This window comes from Allocoprococcus comes (genome assembly GCF_013300725.1).
Lineage (GTDB): Bacteria > Bacillota > Clostridia > Lachnospirales > Lachnospiraceae > Allocoprococcus > Allocoprococcus comes_A.
On record NZ_JAAIMM010000018.1, the window covers coordinates 11,942 to 29,844 of the forward strand.

Below are 17,903 nucleotides of genomic sequence, written 5' to 3' on the forward strand. Positions count from 1 at the left end.
ATTTCTTCACATTTGCATGGTATAATTAAAAAATTCAAAAAACAGGACAGGAGGGCAAGCATGAATCAAGAACTGATGACATTGGATTTTTGGCAGGATACGGTCATATATGAGGGCAAAACATTTCCTGTCGGCACTCTTGCCTGTGATGCACTGAATGTTCCTGCGGATACCATTGCAAAGATGAATGAGCAATGCGAGAAAATCAATCTGCTGCTTGGTCTGCTGAACGCCGGGCAGGATGCTTCTGCGCTATTTCCTATGGCAAGGGAAGCTGCTCTGACAATGTTGGGGATTCTCAGTAAAACGCTGCCATTCTCCCACATGGACATACCAAAGCACCGGGAACGGATAGAAAAGGTATTTACTGCCGACAATGCGCTGAAATATGTGGAGTTTGCTATAAAAGCCGCAACCAACTCCTTGCAGTTTGAAGAAGTTCCGAAATATGCGGATGCAATCATACTCCAACGCTATACCGCTGTGTTTGGACATCTGGCATACTCCCTTGGGGAATATCAAACGGCAATGCTTGATTTTGCAGAAAAATCAGACGGTAACGAAGCAGACCGCACCGCAGAGGGCTTCGCCAGAATGTTCGGCAGCTATTTCCCGCCAGAGTTGTCTATCACAGAGGGCAATGCCTGGATGTCTACCCTGAACAATTCTGTTCAGTATGTATCGGTCATCCGTCCCGGCGAAGAAGTTGCAAAGCTGGTCAAACGAATCCACTATGTTTCCTTTGTTGGGATGTTCCGATCTGATCTCTTTGAGGGCTTGTGTGTCGGCCATGCGCCTAAGAAATGCAAAATCTGCGGCAAATGGTTTCTGACAACCAACGCAAGGCACACCAAATATTGCGGCGGTTATGCGCCGGGGGACAAGCTGCACCGAACCTGTCGGCAGATCGGCAATCTGAAAGGCAGAGAACAGCGGGAACTTGCGGACGATCATCCGCTGAAGCAGATATATGAGAAGCGTCTGAATACCATAAACCGCTATGTGAAGCGTGGTACTCTGGACGCTGATCTTGCGGAGGTTATGAAGAAGCTGGCAAAAGATAAGATGCTCCGGGCATTGAGCAATGTGGCTTATGCCAAGGGTGATTATGAAAAGGAAATGGGACAGGCTGCTTTGAAGAAAGAAGCCCTAAAGAACTTTGAATTTGTAGAACTAACAAAATATTTAAAAAAGCTATTGACTCCTACGTTGCGTAATAGTTTAGAGTATACTTATCGAGAGGAGGGAAAAGCCAATGATGACAGTAAATGAAGTAAGCAAATTGACCGGAGTGAGTATACGCACTCTGCAATATTATGATACCATAGGACTCCTGCCACCGACTGAATATACAGAGGCAGGATATCGACTGTATGACGATACAGCAATGGAAAGGCTGCAACAAATTCTACTGTTTAAAGAACTTGAATTCCCACTAAAGGAAATTAAGACGATAATTGATGCACCCAATTTTGATAGAAGCAAAGCGTTGGAGCAACAAATTGAGTTGCTTACTATGAAAAAAGAGCATCTTGAAGTTCTTATTAATTTCGCTCGTAAAATAAAAACGACAGGAGTGAATAAAATGGATTTTAAAGTATTTGATACAACAAGAATGGATGAGTATGCCAGAAAGGCAAAAGAGCAATGGGGACAGACTTCAGAATATAAGGAATATGAAGAAAATGCAAACAATCAGTCTCCAGACGCACAAAAAATGGCTTGGAAAAACCTCATGCTTATATTTGTAGAGTTTGGAAAAATGAAAGATAAGGAACCGGAGCATGCGGAAGTACAGTTTGAAGTTAAGAAACTGCAAGACTATATTTCGGAGCATTTTTATAAATGCTCTAATGAGGTTTTAAAGGGGCTTGGTGCAATGTATGCTTCTGGTGGAGAATTTACTGAAAATATCGATAAAGCTGCTGGAAGAGGAACTGCTGTATTTGTGGCAAAAGCAATAGAGATTTATTGTAGTTAATATAGGTAATTAAGATTAGCAGACCCCTGTTAGGGTGAACAGAAAATTTCAGTTTTCTAAATCTTTATACGCATTGTTAAACCGGAAGGAGGTGCGCTATGCTGAATGATTTTACATGGAATATGATCGGATACATACCAAAATACCAAGTCAATCCGCACGGTGATGGCATCATTCCCTATGTGGCAGAGCGCATCTTCCAACTGGACCCGGAGCCGCCAGCGGTGGACAGTCTGAACGAATATATCCTGTCTGCTTTGCGGGAAAAGAATCTGCTATATTTTTCGTTCTTCCTGCACCACTACGAGCCGCAGCTCAACAAGCGCATCAAATCCTTTCTCGGCGTGGATGGCGGCGATCTGTACGATACAGACCGTTTTATAGATATAAAGCTCTCCTGCCGGGAACAAATGCTCCAAAAGCTGATGGACTATGATCCTGCCAAGGGTGCGGAGTATGCTACATACATTTTCCCGTTCATACGGGATGCTATGCTCCGTTTCCGTATGGGCGAAGAAAAATGGTCGGTATCCTCTCTGACTAATTACAAAATGGTGCGGTCAATGGCATGGCTGTACCATAACACCAAGGATGCGGTCAGCGAGTTTTCCAAAAAGTATAACTGTGACCTTGCCCTTGCGGAAGAATATTTGAAAGTTGTCCGTGGCATCCGCAATCAACAGCCTTTCTATGTGACAGACGAGGACGGCGAGGAAACTGGCGAGGATGTTGCCCTTGATGATACTTGGAACTATACCGACATCCTCTGGAACGGCATACAGGCAGAAAAGGTGCAGCGAGCATTTGAGAAGCTGAATTACCGGGAGCAGACCTTACTTGAAAAACGGTTGGCGATTTGCATGACCTGCGGGCGTGTCGGCTCATGGAAAGGCCGCCCCACCTTTGAAGAACTGGCTGTGATGTTTGAGGGCAGCACAGCCAGCGGTGCAGAGCGAGCCTACCGGAAAGCGGTGGACAAGCTGACAGAACTGCTGGTTGCCGAAGGTGCGCTCCATGCTGTCCGTCTGAAACAGAAATCCAAAACCAAGCGCAAAAAGAAAATCGCCACTGCAATCTACGAATATCAAGCAGACTGCGACAGCGAATGGGGCGAGATTTCATTTGATTTTGAGAACGGCACAGCGGAAATCATCCGTCTTGCCGATTGGGACACGATGAAAACAAACCGCTATGCAAACCGGGCGATAGCGTATCTTTTGAACTGTGAGAACGAAAAGCTGCCCAAGGAAATAATGGTTGCATTCGAGTTGTGAAGTTCAATAATAAACCGATGAGACATCAAAATCGACCGAACAGACAGAAATCAACATTTCTCCATTTTGATTTGCTATGATAGTACTGGCAAATAAAATCAAAATGGAGGATATCACAAATGCAAGCAATTAAAACCATGGAACTTGTCAAGCAGTATAAAACCCTGACTGCCGTGGACAGGCTCTATTTAGATATTCAGCAGGGAGAATTGTTTTCTCTACTGGGTGTAAACGGCGCAGGAAAGACCACAACTATTAAAATGCTCTCCTGTCTGACAAAGCCCACGGGCGGAGATGCCCTCGTAGGGGGCTATAGCATTACAAAGGAGCCTGAACAGGTAAAGCGGCTGATTGGCGTATCTCCGCAGGAAACGGCTGTTGCTCCTAACCTCTCCGTGAAAGAAAATCTGGAACTGATCTGCGGCATCCACAGTTTTTCAAAAGGTAAAACGGAAGAAAAGATTCGAGAACTTTCCGGGCAATTCGCTTTGGATACCGTTTTGAAAAGAAAAGCTGGTAAGTTATCCGGCGGTTGGCAACGCAGAGTCAGCATTGCCATGGCTCTGATCAGCGAACCGCAAATCCTGTTTCTGGACGAACCTACCCTTGGTTTGGATGTCATTGCAAGGCACGAGCTTTGGGAAACAATTCGTTCACTTAAAGGCAAGATAACCATCATTCTGACAACGCATTACATGGAAGAAGCAGAGGCTCTTTCTGACCGCATCGGCATTATGAAAAGCGGAAAACTTCTTGCGGTAGGAACAGTAGAAGAACTGAACGCATTAGCAGGAACAAATGATTTTGAAACAGCGTTCGTTTCTATTGTGAAGGAGGATACTGTGGTATGAGAATGATGACATTTGCCAAAAGATGTTCAAAAGAGATTTTGCGTGATCCGATCAACCTTGGTTTCGGTCTGGGATTCCCTTTGGTTTTGCTGGTTCTGCTTAGTGCGATACAGGCTAATATCCCGGTAAGCCTGTTTGAAATCGACACACTGACTCCGGGCATTACCGTATTCGGGCTGTCGTTTATGACTCTGTTTTCCGCAACACTAATCGCAAAAGACCGGGAAAGCGCCCTCTTGCAGAGGTTGTATACTACTCCGCTTACGGGATTTGACTTTATCATGGGATATATGCTCCCGCTATTACCTATTGCTATCGGACAGGTTCTGATCTGCTATCTGTTTGCGATTCCGTTGGGGCTGACTGTCAGCGTAAATATCGTGTACGCTGTCATTGGCATCATCCCTATGGCTGTTTTCAATATTTCTTTGGGACTTTTTTGCGGCAGCGTTTTTGGAGTGAAACAGGTTGGCGGTATCTGTGGGGCATTGCTGACCAATCTCTCTGCATGGCTTTCCGGTGTGTGGTTTGATCTGGAGCTTGTGGGAGGGGCATTTGAGAAAATTGCCAATGCGCTGCCCTTTATGCACGCAGCCGAATTGGAAAAAGCACTATTCAGCGGTAATTTTGAACTTGCAGCAACGCACATTCTACCCGTTTTGCTGTATGGTGTATTGATAACAGTTATTGCCGTATTCTGCTTTCTTAGGCAAATGAAAAAACAGTAAGGATTGAGGAGATGAAATATAAGCTCATTATCGATAAAAACGCAGAAGAAGAAATTATAGCAGTCGTTCATGCACCTTCTTCTCTGACACAGCAAATCGAGAATCTTGTTTGTAGCTATTCCGGTGAGGACTACATTATGGGATACAGGGATGACGAGATGCGGAAACTGGCATTTTCAGAAATCGAATGTATTACCATTCTGAACAGAAAAGTAATTGCCATTGATATAGGTGGTAACCACTTTTCACTCAAGGACAGGCTTCGTGACTTGGAAGGTATCCTACCCTCTTACTTTATCCGCATTAACAAATCTACCCTTGCCAATGAACACCGTATTCTGCGATTTGATGCGGTGTTCAGCGGCGGTGTGGATGCCGTATTTCAATGTGGCTATAGGGAATATGTTTCCAGACGCTGCTTTGCGGAAATCAGAAGGAGGTATGAATGAATATGAAAAAGTTTGTTTTGGAGTTTTTGCGCCGAGGGTTTGCAGCTTGCGGCATGGGTCCCATCATTTTAGCGATACTCTATCTGATTTTGCAACAGACCGCTGCCGTAGAGACTCTAACCGTAAATCAGGTCTGCATTGGAATCTTTTCAATAACCGCACTTGCTTTTATTGCAGGAGGTATGAACGCCATTTATCAAATTGAACGGTTGCCCTTGATGGTGGCAATTTTGATTCACGGCAGCGTTTTATATATCAGCTATCTCGTCACTTATTTGCTTAACGATTGGCTGGATTGGGGTGTAATGTCCATCGTAGTTTTCTCGGCTATTTTTCTTGTGGGCTATATCGTGATATGGGCGCTCATTTATTCAATAACCAAAAACAGAACAGAAAGGCTCAATGAAGCGCTAAAGCAGAAACAACAGAATCCATAAATCAGAAAAACCGCTGCAACTTCCATCCGACAAGGGATGAAAATTGCAGCGGTTTCTTTATGCGGAATGAATATCTTTTCGGGTGTATTTCCAATAGGCAGCAACAATTCCCACCGTCCCGAATATAAGACCAATTGCAATTAAAGTACCATCTAAATACCCGTTGCTCACAATGTCAGCGCCCTCACAATATCCGAAAGGTGTTATGTATTTCAAGAACTCCGCAACTTCGGCGATGTTGGCGACCAGGTTCATAAAATACATCATCACCGCAATGCCAAGTCCCACGCCAGTGCTTCCTTTGCGTAGAAATGCAGAGATACCAAAGCAAATGCCCGCCAATTCAATTTGAAGCAGATAGTAAGCAAGATGCAACAGATTTATTTCTTCCCAGGGAATCTCCTCCCCGATTATAACCATGGAGCCGACGGAAATGGCATAAATAATTAGATTCAACGCTGTTATTTGAATCAGAACAGCAATCAGTTTTTCCGTAATGATTTTGACACGGCTGACAGGATGGGTCAGAAGAAATTCGGCAGTCCGCTCCTTCTCCTCTTTACTGAGAATGCCTACGGCACAAAGCGCAGCATAAAATGCACCGCCAAGTCCCAGCACATTTCCGCACTCAATGGCATAGAAGCCGACCAGTGTGCCGAAATTCAGGCGATCCATACCAAAGGCCGCAGTAAAAGAACCCATAGAGGCAAATACATCACTGATGCCATCCATTTCCCCTTTCATTTCCGGGAACAAAAACACGCAAACTGCAAGCAGCATGGCGATTGCCGCTGTCCATATCAAAAAGGAATTTTTTCCTTGCTTTAATTCGTGCTTTACAATCGTCATACTCTATCACCGTCCTTTTCATAATAATGCAGGAAGATTTCCTCCAGATCAGGCTCCGAAATATGGATGTCCAAGATGTTTCCGTCCGAAAGCTGCCGAAGCAATTGGTTTATATCGCCGCCGAATAGGAAGCTGGTGATTCCGTCTACCGTAACCTGATCCCGAATCCCGGTCAAATCCGTCAGGTCAACAGTTCCCCGCAGAGACACTCGCTTGGCATTTGTTTTTGCCAAAGTATCCACACTGTCGCAAGCAATTATTCTGCCTTCCCGAATAATGGCGGCACGGGAGCAATTATGCTGTACTTCGGATAGAATATGGCTGGAAAGAAATACGGTTGTTCCCTGACTGCTGCGCTCCCGGATGATTTCAAAAAATTCACGCTGCATAAGCGGATCAAGACCACCGGTGGGTTCATCCAAAATCAAAAGTTCCGGACGATGCTGCAAAGCACAGATGATGGCGACTTTCTTTCGATTGCCAAAGGATAATTCGTCCACCTTTCGGTTTCTATCCAACTGCAAACGCCCACAGAGGGATTTGCTTTCGGCTGCACAATTCTTTTTGCGCAGGTCGGCAGATAATTTCAAGATGTCCTTTACCTTCATGCCGGGATAAAAAATCGCTTCTGACGGAAGATACCCAACCTTCTGCAAAACAGCTTCTTTATTCTTTACCGTGTCCATACCGAAAATCTGAGCACTGCCTTTTGTGGGGGATACCAGTCCCAGCAGGGTACGAATGGTGGTAGATTTTCCCGCACCATTTGGCCCGATAAAACCGAACACTTCGCCCTGCTCCACAGACAGATTCAGTTCCAAAACACCTCTGGATTTCCCGTAATATTTGGTTAAATTCTCCGTTTTAATTGCTTCCATGATTTTTACTCCTTACGCAGATAGATGCTTTTCCAAAAGGCCAACAGTTTTGTGAAATCCTTTTCCATTTTCTCTATATCCACATTGCCTTGCTGCACCATTTCCCAAAGATAACCCTCCGAAGCCCAATACATTTCCCGATACATCATAGGAATATCCAGTCCTGGTATAAATTGAGAGGGATCGAGGTTCAGGCGTGTTTTATCCGCTTTCAGATTGAAATACCTGTGATAGCTCTCCTGAATAGCTGCACTGATTCCTGCATCCTTTTCGTAAAATGCCTTGATTGTGAAGTTGCCCATATCCGGGTACAAGCGGATGATTTCCATTTTTGCCCGCATACCTCGTTCCATGCTTTCAAACAGCTCCGTCTGTCCGTAGCATCCATATCTGGTCAGAAATTCAATTGTCGTTTCGGCGCATTTGTCCCACAGGAACAAGTACAACTCCTTCTTGTTGTGAAAATAATGGAACAGCAGAGATTTGCTGATTCCCGCCTCGGCAGCAATCTCACTCATAGGACTGTTTTTGTACGAATTTTGTGAAAATACCCGGTAGCCCGCATTGATGATAGCTTGCTGCTTCTCTGGCGGCAGGGTATAAAAGCGTTCATTCATCGTGTCACCTCCATAAACCGTTTCGGTCAAGCATATTCTAAATCCGTTGACCGATTTTGAGAAGACTGCTTGTAGAAATTTCGAAAATTTCCAAAATCCCAGCAAAGGAATAAAGGCACCGCCGAAGCGATGCCTTTAGCTCATAAATACTTCTTATTAAAGACAGGAAAGCTGATTGCCAAACAGACCACACTCAAAAGAACGGTGATGTAAATTGCCGTAACATATGACCGTGCCTCCACCGTTCCGTAAATGAGGGAATTTCCGTCCATCAACAGAGTAGGAAGATATTCCTTTGCTTTCGGGATTAGGCCAATCAAATACGATACCAGAACTGTACAGCCTGTTCCGGCAAGCACACCCGTGTTTGAGTTGGACAACGTGGAAAACAGCACGGTCAAAGCTACCACCAATGATCCGAACAGCCACCAGCAAATGACAGAAAAAAATAAATTCTGCGCTATGGAATTATCCCAGAAATAAGTGTTGTAGCCAAAGGTGATAGTGAAGCAGAACCAATAACAAACTGTCCAGAACAGAGTCAAAATGATTGCTTTGGAAATCACTACCTTATGCCGGTCGAGTCCTTTTGTCAGAGCAAGCACCAAAGTGCCTGACTGATATTCTTTCGTAAAGATGCTGCTTTCAAGCAATATAAATGCAATCAGTCCCATCGGAGCATTTTTGAAGAACTGCACCCATGAATCCATTGCGCTTACCGTAACAGCCGTAACCGTCATACCGCTTGCTTCAAGAGAATCCGCCATCATTTCAATCAGCCAAGGCGTCAGTTTTGCAACAGCAGGATTCATGATACCAAGCAAAATGAAGATTATGACAAGAATCAACAGTCGCCCTGATCGCACCTGTTCCATCCATTCTTTTTTCATAAAGGCAAGTAAAGATTTCATTTCTCCACCACCTCCATAAACAAAGTTTCAAGTGTAGGTTCAACCCGTTCTATTTTCAGCAGACGGATACGATTATCCGTAACAAAGCGCAGTATGTCAAACAGGGTGTGATCGTTCTCACGGAAAGAGGCTGTATTCATGCCGGATTTTTTCAGTCCCGCAAATACGTTCATAAGCAGTTTCAGTTCTTCCTCGTTTCCTGTTTCAAGAACATACTCCTCTGTACGGTATTGGGATTTTATATCTGACAGTTTCCCCTGGATGTTCACTACACCGTCATTTAAAAATGCCACATCGGTGCAGATGCGCTCCACATCAGACAGAATGTGTGTGGAGAATAAGACGGTCGTCTGTTCTCTAACTGCCATCAGAATATCCAGTATTTCTTTTCGTCCCACAGGATCAAGGGCAGAGGTGGGTTCATCGCAGATGAGCAGCTTCGGACGGTTTAAGAGTGCCTGGGCAATTCCAAGCCGTTGTTTCATACCTCTGGAAAAACCTTTGATTCGATGTTTTTCATTGCCAAGCCCAACAAGTTTCAGAAGCTCATTGCTTCTGCTTTTGATTTCAATTCTGCTCATTCCGGTGATCTCACCGCAAAAAGAGAGATATTCCGGTGCTGTCATAAATGGATAGAATTCCGGTACATCGGGTAGATAACCAATGTGTCTGTTTGTTGCCGTCTGTCCATAAACAACCTTTTCTCCTGATACCAATATCTCGCCGCCATCTGCTTTGAGAAGTCCAAGTATCGTTTTCATGGTGGTTGTCTTACCAGCTCCGTTTTTACCAATAAACCCGAAAACGCTGTATTCGGGAACAGACAGATCGAGCCCCTTCAGAACCGATTTGTCCCCGAAGCGTTTCTGAAGATTTGTTATTGCCAGCATGTCCATTACGCATCCTCCTTGCCGAGCAGGAAGTACATGATAGGCCCGACAAAGTTCATCAACACGATGGTAATGATGAGCCACAGCGTGCGATTGCCTCGTTTATAATTCTTGTGGGTCAAGATGTGATGCAGAGTATAGCCGAGCAATGCAAATTCTGCAATGACCAACGGGATCAAAAATGGGAGAAATTCCATAATCTTATCCATTCTCTTTCTCCTTTCCGTAGGTTTCCACACAGAAGCCGTGATAACCGCAACAGGTACAGGTCAGTTTACGGAGTGTCGGCGTGTGTCTTGCCCAAAACGCTTCCTTGAAGTTTGGCTTAAATACCTCGTGGCACTGCGGACAGATATATACTACCCGTTTGAAATAGAAGTTTGATACCCATACGGCATAGGGAATTGCCACAAACCAGTACGCAGCAAACGGCCACCAAATTCCCATAGTGATCCACAGAACAATCGATGTCCACTGGATAATGCCAAGCGGAATTCCGGTTATGAGCAGAATGGCATGGAGCTTTTGCATATTCTTTTTGTTTTCCATCGCATAAGCTATATCACCGATAGATTCAACAGAGAAATTATCAATGCCTCTTAGCTCTTTTTTGATGCCATCAAGTATAGCAAGTTTTTCTTGCCGTTCGCTTACTTCCTCACGAAGCGCCTGTTCCTGCTGTTCCAGCAAAACAGATATGACACTGCCTGGATCATCTTCGGACAGCAACTCGCCAATGTTGTTAATAGATATTCCGGCATCTCGTAAAAAACAAATGATCTTCATTCGCTTCAGATCCTGTTCGGAATAAAGCCGCCTACCACCCTCCGACAGCTCGCTGGGAACGAGAATGTTCCTCGAATCGTAATACTGCACTGTCCGAACAGATACGCCACAAAGCTTTGCAATTTCTCCTGTTGTGTATTTTGACATAGCTTTCACCTCCTTACGCCGCTTATTTTACAACATTACGCAGCGTCACAAGCAAGACCTTACGCAGGGGGATTTTTCTGAATATTAACTTTTTGTTCATATTCGGGTCTATCACAGATTTTAAGCCGCCCATAGGCTGAGCTATAGGCGGCTCCTAAATCAACTGTCCAAACTTCTGTATTCAGTTACAGTTTTCAAATATACTTCAGGCTCGCCGTTCAGTATCAAGTCAGCATATCCAATCGGGTCATTGTAGATTAGATAGTCCAGTTCTGACCGCTGATACATGTTGTCAGCAATCTCGTTCTCCACAGCGATAGTGTCAATCGCTATCATACTTCCATCAGCAAATTTCAGTTCCACACAGGCAGTATCCATGTTAAACTCACAAGAAATCAATCTATCCATAAGAAACCTCCATTCTGCGGGATGTTAGATCATCCCAAAATATTTGAACGCTTCTCGGATTGCTTTCTCTTTTTCCGGCGGACACTGGGGCTGTCTGGAATCCTCGGATTTTGGCAGGTTATAGTTTTTTCCTACCTCAATCCCACATTTCCGCTTAATCTGTGAGATATAGAGGTTGGACACCTTTAATCCGGTATGCTCCAACACATACTCCTTGATCTGCGGATAGGTAGCTCCATCTTGGAACTCCGACATATCCATATCTTCCAAAGAGAACTCAACCCGAATCTTTCTCGAGTCGACCTCACCCTTGGAAAGCAAGACAACCGTCTCAACGGTACTTTCGTTGTCCCAACAAAGTTCCTGTGTCTCCCTGTCTCCGAAATACACCGGAAAACGGAACTTTATGTGCTTCAGGAATCTGCCATCTGGCTGCTCCTGCTCATAAATGTCCACCTGTTCCACAAAGCTGTTAAGAAATTCTTTCTTCTCCAGGTCGGTGAACTTATCATATAGTTTATCAAAATATAAAAGAAATTGATAGACGTTTTCTTCTGATATTTTCTGTTGCCGGATATTCAGCAGGCGATTCTTAACTTCTTCTATACTGTTCTCCACGCCTTCAATTTCATCATACAGACGGTATAACCTTGTCTCCATATCCTGATATTTCTTCTCATAAAATTTATCCATGATATCCAGGCTATCCATCTGCTGTCCGAGTCTTCCTTTTGCTCCGGTCAGCTGCCTGTGCTGTTTTTCCAGTCTTTCAATCTCTTTTTCTATTTCTTCTGTATCTATTCTTGAACCGATTTTATTCAGAATTGCTTCTTCAAATTTAGGATTCTTCACCAGCTTCCGAATAACTTCTTCCACTGCATTGTTAATCTTCTCCTCACTCCATTGTTTACGATATCCACATTTATGACCATCTACCAGGCGACGATGTTTGCAGGCATAATAGAAATAATCCTTATATAAAGTTCCGTCTTTCTTTTTCTTTCGGTTCACGTTTCCATACATACCACTTCCACATAATGGGCATCTCAATATTCCGGATAAAATATGCTCATGATCCAGACTATGCGTCTTTTCATATTTCACACCTGTTTTTTCCCGTTTTTGATGTGCCAGCTCCCAATCTGTTTCTGAAATAATCCCTTCGTGGATACCATCATGCAGCATATAATTTTCCTGTTTTACAATGCGATATTCATTTCTTGTTCCTGAAACTTTCTCGTTCTTCCTTCGTCCATAAGCCAACTTTCCACAGTATACCGGATTATCCAGAACGCCTTTTATAAACGAAGAAGCAAATGCGTCCAGTGTATTATTCTGTCGTTTTTTCTTTTTATATCCATGCTGGTTCAGCCATGCGGCAATCGCAGAGATTCCCATATTGGTATGAATAAATTTGTCATAGATCAGACGAATAATCTCTGCTTCGTCCTCTGCGATCTGCAATTCTCCATTTACCAGCTCATAGCCATAAGGAGCAAACCCGCCGTTCCATTTTCCTTCCCTGGCTTTCTGCTTACGTCCTTCCATTGTCTGAACAAGGATATTCTCCCGTTCAATCTCTGCCACCGCAGACAGAACGGAAATCATCAGCTTTCCACTATCTTTTGAGCTGTCAATCCCATCTTCTACACAGATTAGATTCACTCCAAAATCCTGCATCCTCTGCAAAGAATTTAAAACATCTGCCGCATTACGACCGAATCTGGAAAGCTTAAACACCAATACAAACTGTACCTCATCCGTTCCATTCTCAATATTATCCAACATTCTCTGAAATTCCGGTCTGCCCTCTACGCTCTTTCCAGACTTACCTTCATCTGAATACTCATTTACGATTTCCATATTCTGAAATTCCGCATATCTCTTGAGTTTTTCTTTCTGAGCATCCAGACTGTAGCCATCTACCTGCATGGTTGTGGATACTCTGGTATATATATCGCATTTAATCTTTTTATTCTTCATAATCTTCCTCGCAGTATAACTCTGTTTCATTGTCCCAACCTTATTTTAGTACTTGTTCCAACTATTTTCAATACTTATTTTCCGTATTGACGCATTTCTTCGCCAATCGTATAATTAAGTTAGATACAGAGCATTTCTGTTATCAAAATATTGCCCGCCCACCATTGGCGACTTATAAATGATTGGCTCGAAAATATTGTTCGCTTACCGGAAGCGTCTAATAAATGTCCGGCTTGAAAATTATTTAGAAATAATTTCTGTTTTGATATTGTGTTTTTATCACACATTGCATATACTATAAATACACAAAAAAGCCAAAAAAGAGGAGGTGTTAGTATGGCTACTTCAAGTATTACTCATAATTTTGTCGTATCCAATCCAAATAGCGTAAAGCGTTTTGTCGCAGCAATTGACGAAGCCGACCGTGACCGCACACCAAAGCAGACACTTCCCGGACGTCAGTTAACGAACCCACAGGAAATCTTAGCTTTAATGTCAAAAAGGAAGAAAAAACATGTCTGATAAATATTTTACCGTTAATATTCGGGCATATTTGGATAAAGACGAACCGACATATATCGGAGAGGAAAGTCTTTACGACTTACTCTCCGATTTTTCTTGTCCCAAAAATCCCGATGTGGAATACTTTTTATTACATAATGCGATTGAGTTTACCAAAAAAGATCAATCTATCACTTATCTGGTATTTGATGCTGAAGATGCTTCACTGGTTGGTTATTTTTCACTTACAATAAAACCAATCTCTGTCCGTGCTTCAAATATCAGCAAGACAATGGCAAAAAAACTGTCCCGTGTCAGTATTTTGGATGAAGAAACACAATCCTATACTACCGCAGCTTACCTGATTGCCCAGTTGGGAAAGAACTATTCTCTTCCAAAGGAAAAACGAATTCCTGGAAATATTCTACTGGGATTTGCACTGGAAACCATATCCAGTCTCAAATATTCCGTAGGTGGCGTTATGGAGTTTCTTGAATGCGAAGATAATGAATTTCTTCTGAGCTTTTATACGCAAAATCATTTCAAGCCATTTGATACGCGTATTACCGCTTCTCAGAATAATGAGCCACACACTCTGCATCAGCTTTTAAAATTTATTTGATTTAAAAATGCATGAAAAAAGCGACAGTCTGATTTACATTTTGTATTTCAGGAAACTGCCGCTTCTTTTTCTTCCTTATTCTGTTTTTCTTCCTCCAACTCCCGGAGGACTTCTTCGCCGTACTTATCAATCATCCGTACCAGAAAATCAATGCACCGCTCAAATTCAATATTCTGTTGCATAAGCTCCTCCCGTTATTGTTTGTTCTGAGCTTATTTTACAGAACCTGCCTGAAAACCACATTGAATAGAAATTGATTGTAAATTGACACAATCACTTTAAAAATATCCGTATTTTCTTGAATCGAATATATGTTCGTGTTATGATAGATATACTCAATCTTAACTACGAAAGGGGAATTTCTATTGAATCGATGCGATTTTTCTTCTATTAGCACTTGCTTAAAAAATCATATCAGCGAAAGTAATCAAATGAGTCAGCCTGATTTTTTATACGAATTATTTGAAGATTTTATGGATGATCCGGCAAATCAGGATTTTTCAATGGATAACGGTCTGGTTTGCCGCTGGATGACTGGTCAGGCTAAAATCAGTCCTAAAATATCCGCTTACTATTCCAAGCCATCCAATCAGGAAAAATTATCCCATACCATCCACCAGAATCTTCTTCCACTGATGTCTGACTGTAATATGGCTATACAAGATATTTACACTTTATTCATTCAGGATGACAGCATCTCAGATGCGAAAAAGAAAAATCTGACTCCCTTATATAAACCAGCCAGTTCAAGACTGCTGTTTCTTGCAAAACTGATTTCTTTTGGCATGGAACGCCAATTCATCAAACGTAATACCAAAAATCAGAAGCTGCTCGCCGGAGGCGCTTTATCCCCTATTGTGCTGGATTATATTATGGACAGTGAGGTTCCGAAACCATGCCGTCATTTTATCGGAAGAGATAAAGAACTAGAAGAATTATATACCATGCTTGAGGAAAACCGTCATGTTTTTCTTTGCGGAATCGCCGGAATCGGAAAAAGTGAACTTGCCAAAGCCTACGCAAAGCGGTACATAAAGCAATACACCAATATCCTTTATGTAGAATATACCGGCAATCTTCATCAGGACATTACTGACATGGATTTTATTGACGATCTTCCGGAAAGCACTGAACAGGAACGGTTTCAAAGACATAACCGTTTCCTGCGTTCCCTGAAATCTGATACTCTGCTTATCATAGATAATTTTAATGTCACTGCCACACAGGACAGCTTTCTGTCAGTAGTATTAAAATATCGCTGCCAGATTTTATTTACGACCAGAAGTAATCTGAATGAATACTGTACTTTTCAATTAAAAGAAATACAGGATATAAACATTCTTTTCCAACTGACATCTGCATTTTATTCAGAAGCAGACAAGTATCGTTCGACCGTCGAAAAAATCATAGAGACCGTACACTATCATACTTTTGCTGTAGAACTGGCTGCAAAACTTTTGGAAAATGGAATTTCAACTCCAGGTCAGTTATTAGCAAAACTTCAGGAAGAAAGAGCATCTCTCGATAATGAAGATAAAATTAAGATAATCAAGGATGGTCAAAGCAGTAAAGCCACTTATTATAGTCATATCCATACTCTATTTTCACTATATGCTTTATCCCGAAAACAGCAGGATATCATGTGCAATTTGTGTTTTCTTCCTTACACTGGTATTTCTGCCCGCATATTCGCCAAATGGCTGGAACTGCCTACCTTAAATGAAATTAACGACTTGATTGAAACTGGTTTTGTGCAGACAACTACACGTCACACAATCTCCCTGCATCCTATGATTAAGGAAATTGCCCTTTCAGAGACAAAACCATCTGTAAGTAGCTGTCACATATTACTGGATTCTTTACAGAAAATATGTTTAATGCATGGAATGGAAGTAGCTTATTACAAAAAGCTATTTCAAACAATCGGAAATATCATAGAATTGATTGAAAAGGATGATATACCAAAGTATCTGCTTTTTCTGGAAAATGCATTTCCATACATGGATAACTATAACTACCACAAAGGTATGAATGGAATCATTCAGGAACTAACGGGGCTGTTAAAGACAAAAAACATTGGAACCGACTCTGACCGGGCATTATTACTAGATTTTCAGGCAACTCTTGAAACCAAACCTGAAAAAGCAATAAAACTGGAAAAGGATGCACTTGCCCAGATAGAAACTATCACTGCTGACAATGCTCGCCTTGTTTCCAACCTTCATGCCAATCTCGGTGGACTTTACCGCATGAACGCTCATCCCGATCTTGCAAGAGAACACATGGAAAAAAGTATCTCACTGCTTGACCACTTTAACCTGCTTCATATAAATGACAGCATACCTCAGATTGCCAATTATGCAATGTTCCTGACAGAACAGCAGGAACCCGAAAGAGGCATCTCCGAATTGCAAAAATTATCCGGCATCATCAAGGAATACCATTCCGATGACTGTCTGGATTATGCCAAAGTACAGGAAACCCTTGGAACCATTTATCTGATGACTGCCAATCTTCCGCAAGCCAAAACACATTTTAAAAAAGCTTTCAAAATATATGAAAAGATCTGGGCTGATGAGCCTGAAATGATTGAAGCAAAATATCAGGAAATTCAGGAGTTATATCCACAGATTGGATTTTGCATTGGAAAAAATCTATCCGGTCTTTTAACAAAATAAGTACAATTTACGGCGGGCAACTTGCCCGCCGTTATATTCAACTATTCGTCAAATAAATATACGCATCTTCCAAAGTGATATCATTATCCGGGACACACTTCTCATTTGGCTTTTCTTTGCTTAATATTTTCATATGAATTCCATTTTCTACATACTGCTTAGATGAAATAGAATAATTGGCTTCTAACAAACGGGCTTCTTCTGCATTTTGTACCGTACAATTCCAAACACAGCCCTTTGCATTTTCCAGCAATCCACTCACGCTTCCGGAATATAAAAAATTCCCTTTTTTCATAATGGCAAGCTGTGTACAGGTTGCTGCTAAATCTTCTACTACATGAGTGGAAAACAGCACAGTTCTATCCTTTGAAAAATCAACCAGAAGATTGCGGATCCTAATTCTTTCTTCCGGATCTAACCCAGTTGTTGGTTCATCAATAATCAAAAAATCCGGATTATTAAGAAGTGCCTGTATGAGTCCGACACGTCTCTTCATACCACCAGATAATTGCCGCATTTTTTTATTCTGATGCTCTGTAAGAGAAGTCTTTTCCAGATAATAGGTAATTCTTTGTTCGAGGTCATTTCTTGCTACTCCTGACAGTCCCCCCATATATACAAGACATTCTTTCACCGTAAGATTCGGATATAAGTCGATTTCCTGTGGAAGATAACCAATCTTTTTCTGTATTTTCTCATAATTTCCCTCGTTATACAGAATTCCATCAAGGGAAACCATTCCTTCCGTTTGTTTTAAAACAGTTGTAAGAACCCTCATCAAAGTGGTTTTTCCGGCACCATTCTCACCCAAAAGTCCGTAAATTCCCTTAGGTATTTCAAGAGATGCCTTATTTACTGCAACTACACCATTTTTAAATCTAACTGTTAAATCATTTATTCTAATACTCATAAT

The 17,903-nt window shown here is 42.2% G+C and carries 21 protein-coding genes; 10 read left to right on the plus strand and 11 right to left on the minus strand.

The window, feature by feature from the left end:
- The first annotated feature begins 60 nt into the window (after positions 1-60).
- The 7 genes from G4407_RS10500 to G4407_RS10530 all read left to right on the plus strand — a co-directional run bounded on the left by G4407_RS10500 (position 61) and on the right by G4407_RS10530 (position 5,720).
- Complete coding sequence (locus G4407_RS10500) at positions 61-1,272, plus strand: DUF6076 domain-containing protein (protein ID WP_242970651.1); 1,212 nt, start codon at positions 61-63, stop codon at positions 1,270-1,272.
- The gene (locus G4407_RS10505) at positions 1,256-1,981 is read left to right on the plus strand and encodes a MerR family transcriptional regulator (protein ID WP_096239151.1); all 726 of its coding nucleotides are present in this window, start codon (positions 1,256-1,258) and stop codon (positions 1,979-1,981) included. Before G4407_RS10500 ends, G4407_RS10505 begins: the two co-directional genes overlap by 17 nt.
- Positions 1,982-2,079: 98 nt before the next feature.
- Complete coding sequence (locus G4407_RS10510; RefSeq protein ID WP_096239150.1) at positions 2,080-3,255, plus strand: sigma-70 family RNA polymerase sigma factor; 1,176 nt, start codon at positions 2,080-2,082, stop codon at positions 3,253-3,255.
- A 119-nt stretch (positions 3,256-3,374) separates the two neighbouring features.
- Positions 3,375-4,106, plus strand: coding sequence for an ABC transporter ATP-binding protein (locus G4407_RS10515; RefSeq protein ID WP_096239149.1), 732 nt, complete (start codon positions 3,375-3,377; stop codon positions 4,104-4,106).
- A complete protein-coding gene (locus tag G4407_RS10520) occupies positions 4,103-4,834 on the plus strand; it encodes an ABC transporter permease (protein ID WP_096239148.1) in 732 nt (243 codons plus the stop codon). Before G4407_RS10515 ends, G4407_RS10520 begins: the two co-directional genes overlap by 4 nt.
- An 11-nt stretch (positions 4,835-4,845) precedes the next feature.
- Positions 4,846-5,283, plus strand: coding sequence for a LytTR family DNA-binding domain-containing protein (locus G4407_RS10525; RefSeq protein WP_096239147.1), 438 nt, complete (start codon positions 4,846-4,848; stop codon positions 5,281-5,283).
- Positions 5,280-5,720 carry a DUF3021 domain-containing protein gene (locus G4407_RS10530; protein ID WP_096239146.1) on the plus strand — a complete coding sequence of 147 codons (441 nt, stop codon included), beginning with the start codon at positions 5,280-5,282 and terminating at the stop codon, positions 5,718-5,720. Before G4407_RS10525 ends, G4407_RS10530 begins: the two co-directional genes overlap by 4 nt.
- A gap of 57 nt (positions 5,721-5,777) precedes the next feature.
- Here G4407_RS10530 and G4407_RS10535 read toward each other — a convergent pair whose 3' ends face one another.
- The 9 genes from G4407_RS10535 to G4407_RS10575 form a co-directional block, all read right to left on the minus strand.
- Positions 5,778-6,569 (minus strand): ABC transporter permease subunit, encoded by a 792-nt coding sequence (locus G4407_RS10535; protein WP_096239145.1) that lies wholly within the window; start codon positions 6,567-6,569, stop codon positions 5,778-5,780.
- Positions 6,566-7,447: an ABC transporter ATP-binding protein gene (locus tag G4407_RS10540; protein WP_096239144.1), complete on the minus strand. Its 882-nt coding sequence runs from the start codon at positions 7,445-7,447 to the stop codon at positions 6,566-6,568. Before G4407_RS10540 ends, G4407_RS10535 begins: the two co-directional genes overlap by 4 nt.
- A gap of 5 nt (positions 7,448-7,452) precedes the next feature.
- Positions 7,453-8,064 carry a TetR/AcrR family transcriptional regulator gene (locus tag G4407_RS10545; RefSeq protein ID WP_096239143.1) on the minus strand — a complete coding sequence of 204 codons (612 nt, stop codon included), beginning with the start codon at positions 8,062-8,064 and terminating at the stop codon, positions 7,453-7,455.
- Between the two features lie 140 nt (positions 8,065-8,204).
- Complete coding sequence (locus G4407_RS10550) at positions 8,205-8,975, minus strand: ABC transporter permease subunit (RefSeq protein ID WP_096239142.1); 771 nt, start codon at positions 8,973-8,975, stop codon at positions 8,205-8,207.
- Complete coding sequence (locus tag G4407_RS10555) at positions 8,972-9,871, minus strand: ABC transporter ATP-binding protein (protein WP_096239141.1); 900 nt, start codon at positions 9,869-9,871, stop codon at positions 8,972-8,974. Before G4407_RS10555 ends, G4407_RS10550 begins: the two co-directional genes overlap by 4 nt.
- Positions 9,871-10,074: a PLDc N-terminal domain-containing protein gene (locus G4407_RS10560; protein WP_096239140.1), complete on the minus strand. Its 204-nt coding sequence runs from the start codon at positions 10,072-10,074 to the stop codon at positions 9,871-9,873. The genes G4407_RS10555 and G4407_RS10560 overlap by 1 nt, the downstream gene beginning before the upstream one ends.
- Positions 10,067-10,798, minus strand: coding sequence for a MerR family transcriptional regulator (locus G4407_RS10565; protein WP_096239139.1), 732 nt, complete (start codon positions 10,796-10,798; stop codon positions 10,067-10,069). Before G4407_RS10565 ends, G4407_RS10560 begins: the two co-directional genes overlap by 8 nt.
- A 159-nt stretch (positions 10,799-10,957) precedes the next feature.
- Positions 10,958-11,206: a DUF6061 family protein gene (locus G4407_RS10570; protein ID WP_096239138.1), complete on the minus strand. Its 249-nt coding sequence runs from the start codon at positions 11,204-11,206 to the stop codon at positions 10,958-10,960.
- Between the two features lie 24 nt (positions 11,207-11,230).
- Complete coding sequence (locus G4407_RS10575) at positions 11,231-13,189, minus strand: recombinase family protein (protein ID WP_173688849.1); 1,959 nt, start codon at positions 13,187-13,189, stop codon at positions 11,231-11,233.
- Between the two features lie 336 nt (positions 13,190-13,525).
- Here G4407_RS10575 and G4407_RS10580 point away from each other — a divergent pair, with 336 nt between their 5' ends.
- Positions 13,526-13,711 carry a hypothetical protein gene (locus G4407_RS10580; protein WP_014080774.1) on the plus strand — a complete coding sequence of 62 codons (186 nt, stop codon included), beginning with the start codon at positions 13,526-13,528 and terminating at the stop codon, positions 13,709-13,711.
- On the plus strand, positions 13,704-14,312 hold the full coding sequence (locus G4407_RS10585; protein ID WP_005348504.1) for a hypothetical protein: 609 nt from the start codon (positions 13,704-13,706) through the stop codon (positions 14,310-14,312). The genes G4407_RS10580 and G4407_RS10585 overlap by 8 nt, the downstream gene beginning before the upstream one ends.
- 47 nt (positions 14,313-14,359) lie before the next feature.
- Here G4407_RS10585 and G4407_RS16740 read toward each other — a convergent pair whose 3' ends face one another.
- Positions 14,360-14,494: a hypothetical protein gene (locus G4407_RS16740; RefSeq protein ID WP_004844681.1), complete on the minus strand. Its 135-nt coding sequence runs from the start codon at positions 14,492-14,494 to the stop codon at positions 14,360-14,362.
- A 249-nt stretch (positions 14,495-14,743) separates the two neighbouring features.
- Between G4407_RS16740 and G4407_RS10590 the strand changes: the two genes are divergently transcribed.
- Positions 14,744-16,990, plus strand: coding sequence for a tetratricopeptide repeat protein (locus G4407_RS10590; protein ID WP_173688850.1), 2,247 nt, complete (start codon positions 14,744-14,746; stop codon positions 16,988-16,990).
- A 37-nt stretch (positions 16,991-17,027) separates the two neighbouring features.
- Here the strand turns inward: G4407_RS10590 and G4407_RS10595 are convergent, their stop codons facing one another.
- Positions 17,028-17,900: an ATP-binding cassette domain-containing protein gene (locus G4407_RS10595; protein WP_173688851.1), complete on the minus strand. Its 873-nt coding sequence runs from the start codon at positions 17,898-17,900 to the stop codon at positions 17,028-17,030.
- Positions 17,901-17,903: the final 3 nt, after the last annotated feature.

Bases quoted from the DNA above. Each gene is read 5' to 3' on its own strand.
- G4407_RS10500 (WP_242970651.1), top strand. From the start codon at position 61: ATGAATCAAGAACTGATGACATTGGATTTTTGGCAGGATACGGTCATA.
- G4407_RS10505 (WP_096239151.1), top strand. From the start codon at position 1,256: ATGATGACAGTAAATGAAGTAAGCAAATTGACCGGAGTGAGTATACGC.
- G4407_RS10510 (WP_096239150.1), top strand. From the start codon at position 2,080: ATGCTGAATGATTTTACATGGAATATGATCGGATACATACCAAAATAC.
- G4407_RS10515 (WP_096239149.1), top strand. From the start codon at position 3,375: ATGCAAGCAATTAAAACCATGGAACTTGTCAAGCAGTATAAAACCCTG.
- G4407_RS10520 (WP_096239148.1), top strand. From the start codon at position 4,103: ATGAGAATGATGACATTTGCCAAAAGATGTTCAAAAGAGATTTTGCGT.
- G4407_RS10525 (WP_096239147.1), top strand. From the start codon at position 4,846: ATGAAATATAAGCTCATTATCGATAAAAACGCAGAAGAAGAAATTATA.
- G4407_RS10530 (WP_096239146.1), top strand. From the start codon at position 5,280: ATGAATATGAAAAAGTTTGTTTTGGAGTTTTTGCGCCGAGGGTTTGCA.
- G4407_RS10535 (WP_096239145.1), bottom strand. From the start codon at position 6,569: ATGACGATTGTAAAGCACGAATTAAAGCAAGGAAAAAATTCCTTTTTG.
- G4407_RS10540 (WP_096239144.1), bottom strand. From the start codon at position 7,447: ATGGAAGCAATTAAAACGGAGAATTTAACCAAATATTACGGGAAATCC.
- G4407_RS10545 (WP_096239143.1), bottom strand. From the start codon at position 8,064: ATGAATGAACGCTTTTATACCCTGCCGCCAGAGAAGCAGCAAGCTATC.
- G4407_RS10550 (WP_096239142.1), bottom strand. From the start codon at position 8,975: ATGAAATCTTTACTTGCCTTTATGAAAAAAGAATGGATGGAACAGGTG.
- G4407_RS10555 (WP_096239141.1), bottom strand. From the start codon at position 9,871: ATGGACATGCTGGCAATAACAAATCTTCAGAAACGCTTCGGGGACAAA.
- G4407_RS10560 (WP_096239140.1), bottom strand. From the start codon at position 10,074: ATGGATAAGATTATGGAATTTCTCCCATTTTTGATCCCGTTGGTCATT.
- G4407_RS10565 (WP_096239139.1), bottom strand. From the start codon at position 10,798: ATGTCAAAATACACAACAGGAGAAATTGCAAAGCTTTGTGGCGTATCT.
- G4407_RS10570 (WP_096239138.1), bottom strand. From the start codon at position 11,206: ATGGATAGATTGATTTCTTGTGAGTTTAACATGGATACTGCCTGTGTG.
- G4407_RS10575 (WP_173688849.1), bottom strand. From the start codon at position 13,189: ATGAAGAATAAAAAGATTAAATGCGATATATATACCAGAGTATCCACA.
- G4407_RS10580 (WP_014080774.1), top strand. From the start codon at position 13,526: ATGGCTACTTCAAGTATTACTCATAATTTTGTCGTATCCAATCCAAAT.
- G4407_RS10585 (WP_005348504.1), top strand. From the start codon at position 13,704: ATGTCTGATAAATATTTTACCGTTAATATTCGGGCATATTTGGATAAA.
- G4407_RS16740 (WP_004844681.1), bottom strand. From the start codon at position 14,494: ATGCAACAGAATATTGAATTTGAGCGGTGCATTGATTTTCTGGTACGG.
- G4407_RS10590 (WP_173688850.1), top strand. From the start codon at position 14,744: ATGAGTCAGCCTGATTTTTTATACGAATTATTTGAAGATTTTATGGAT.
- G4407_RS10595 (WP_173688851.1), bottom strand. From the start codon at position 17,900: ATGAGTATTAGAATAAATGATTTAACAGTTAGATTTAAAAATGGTGTA.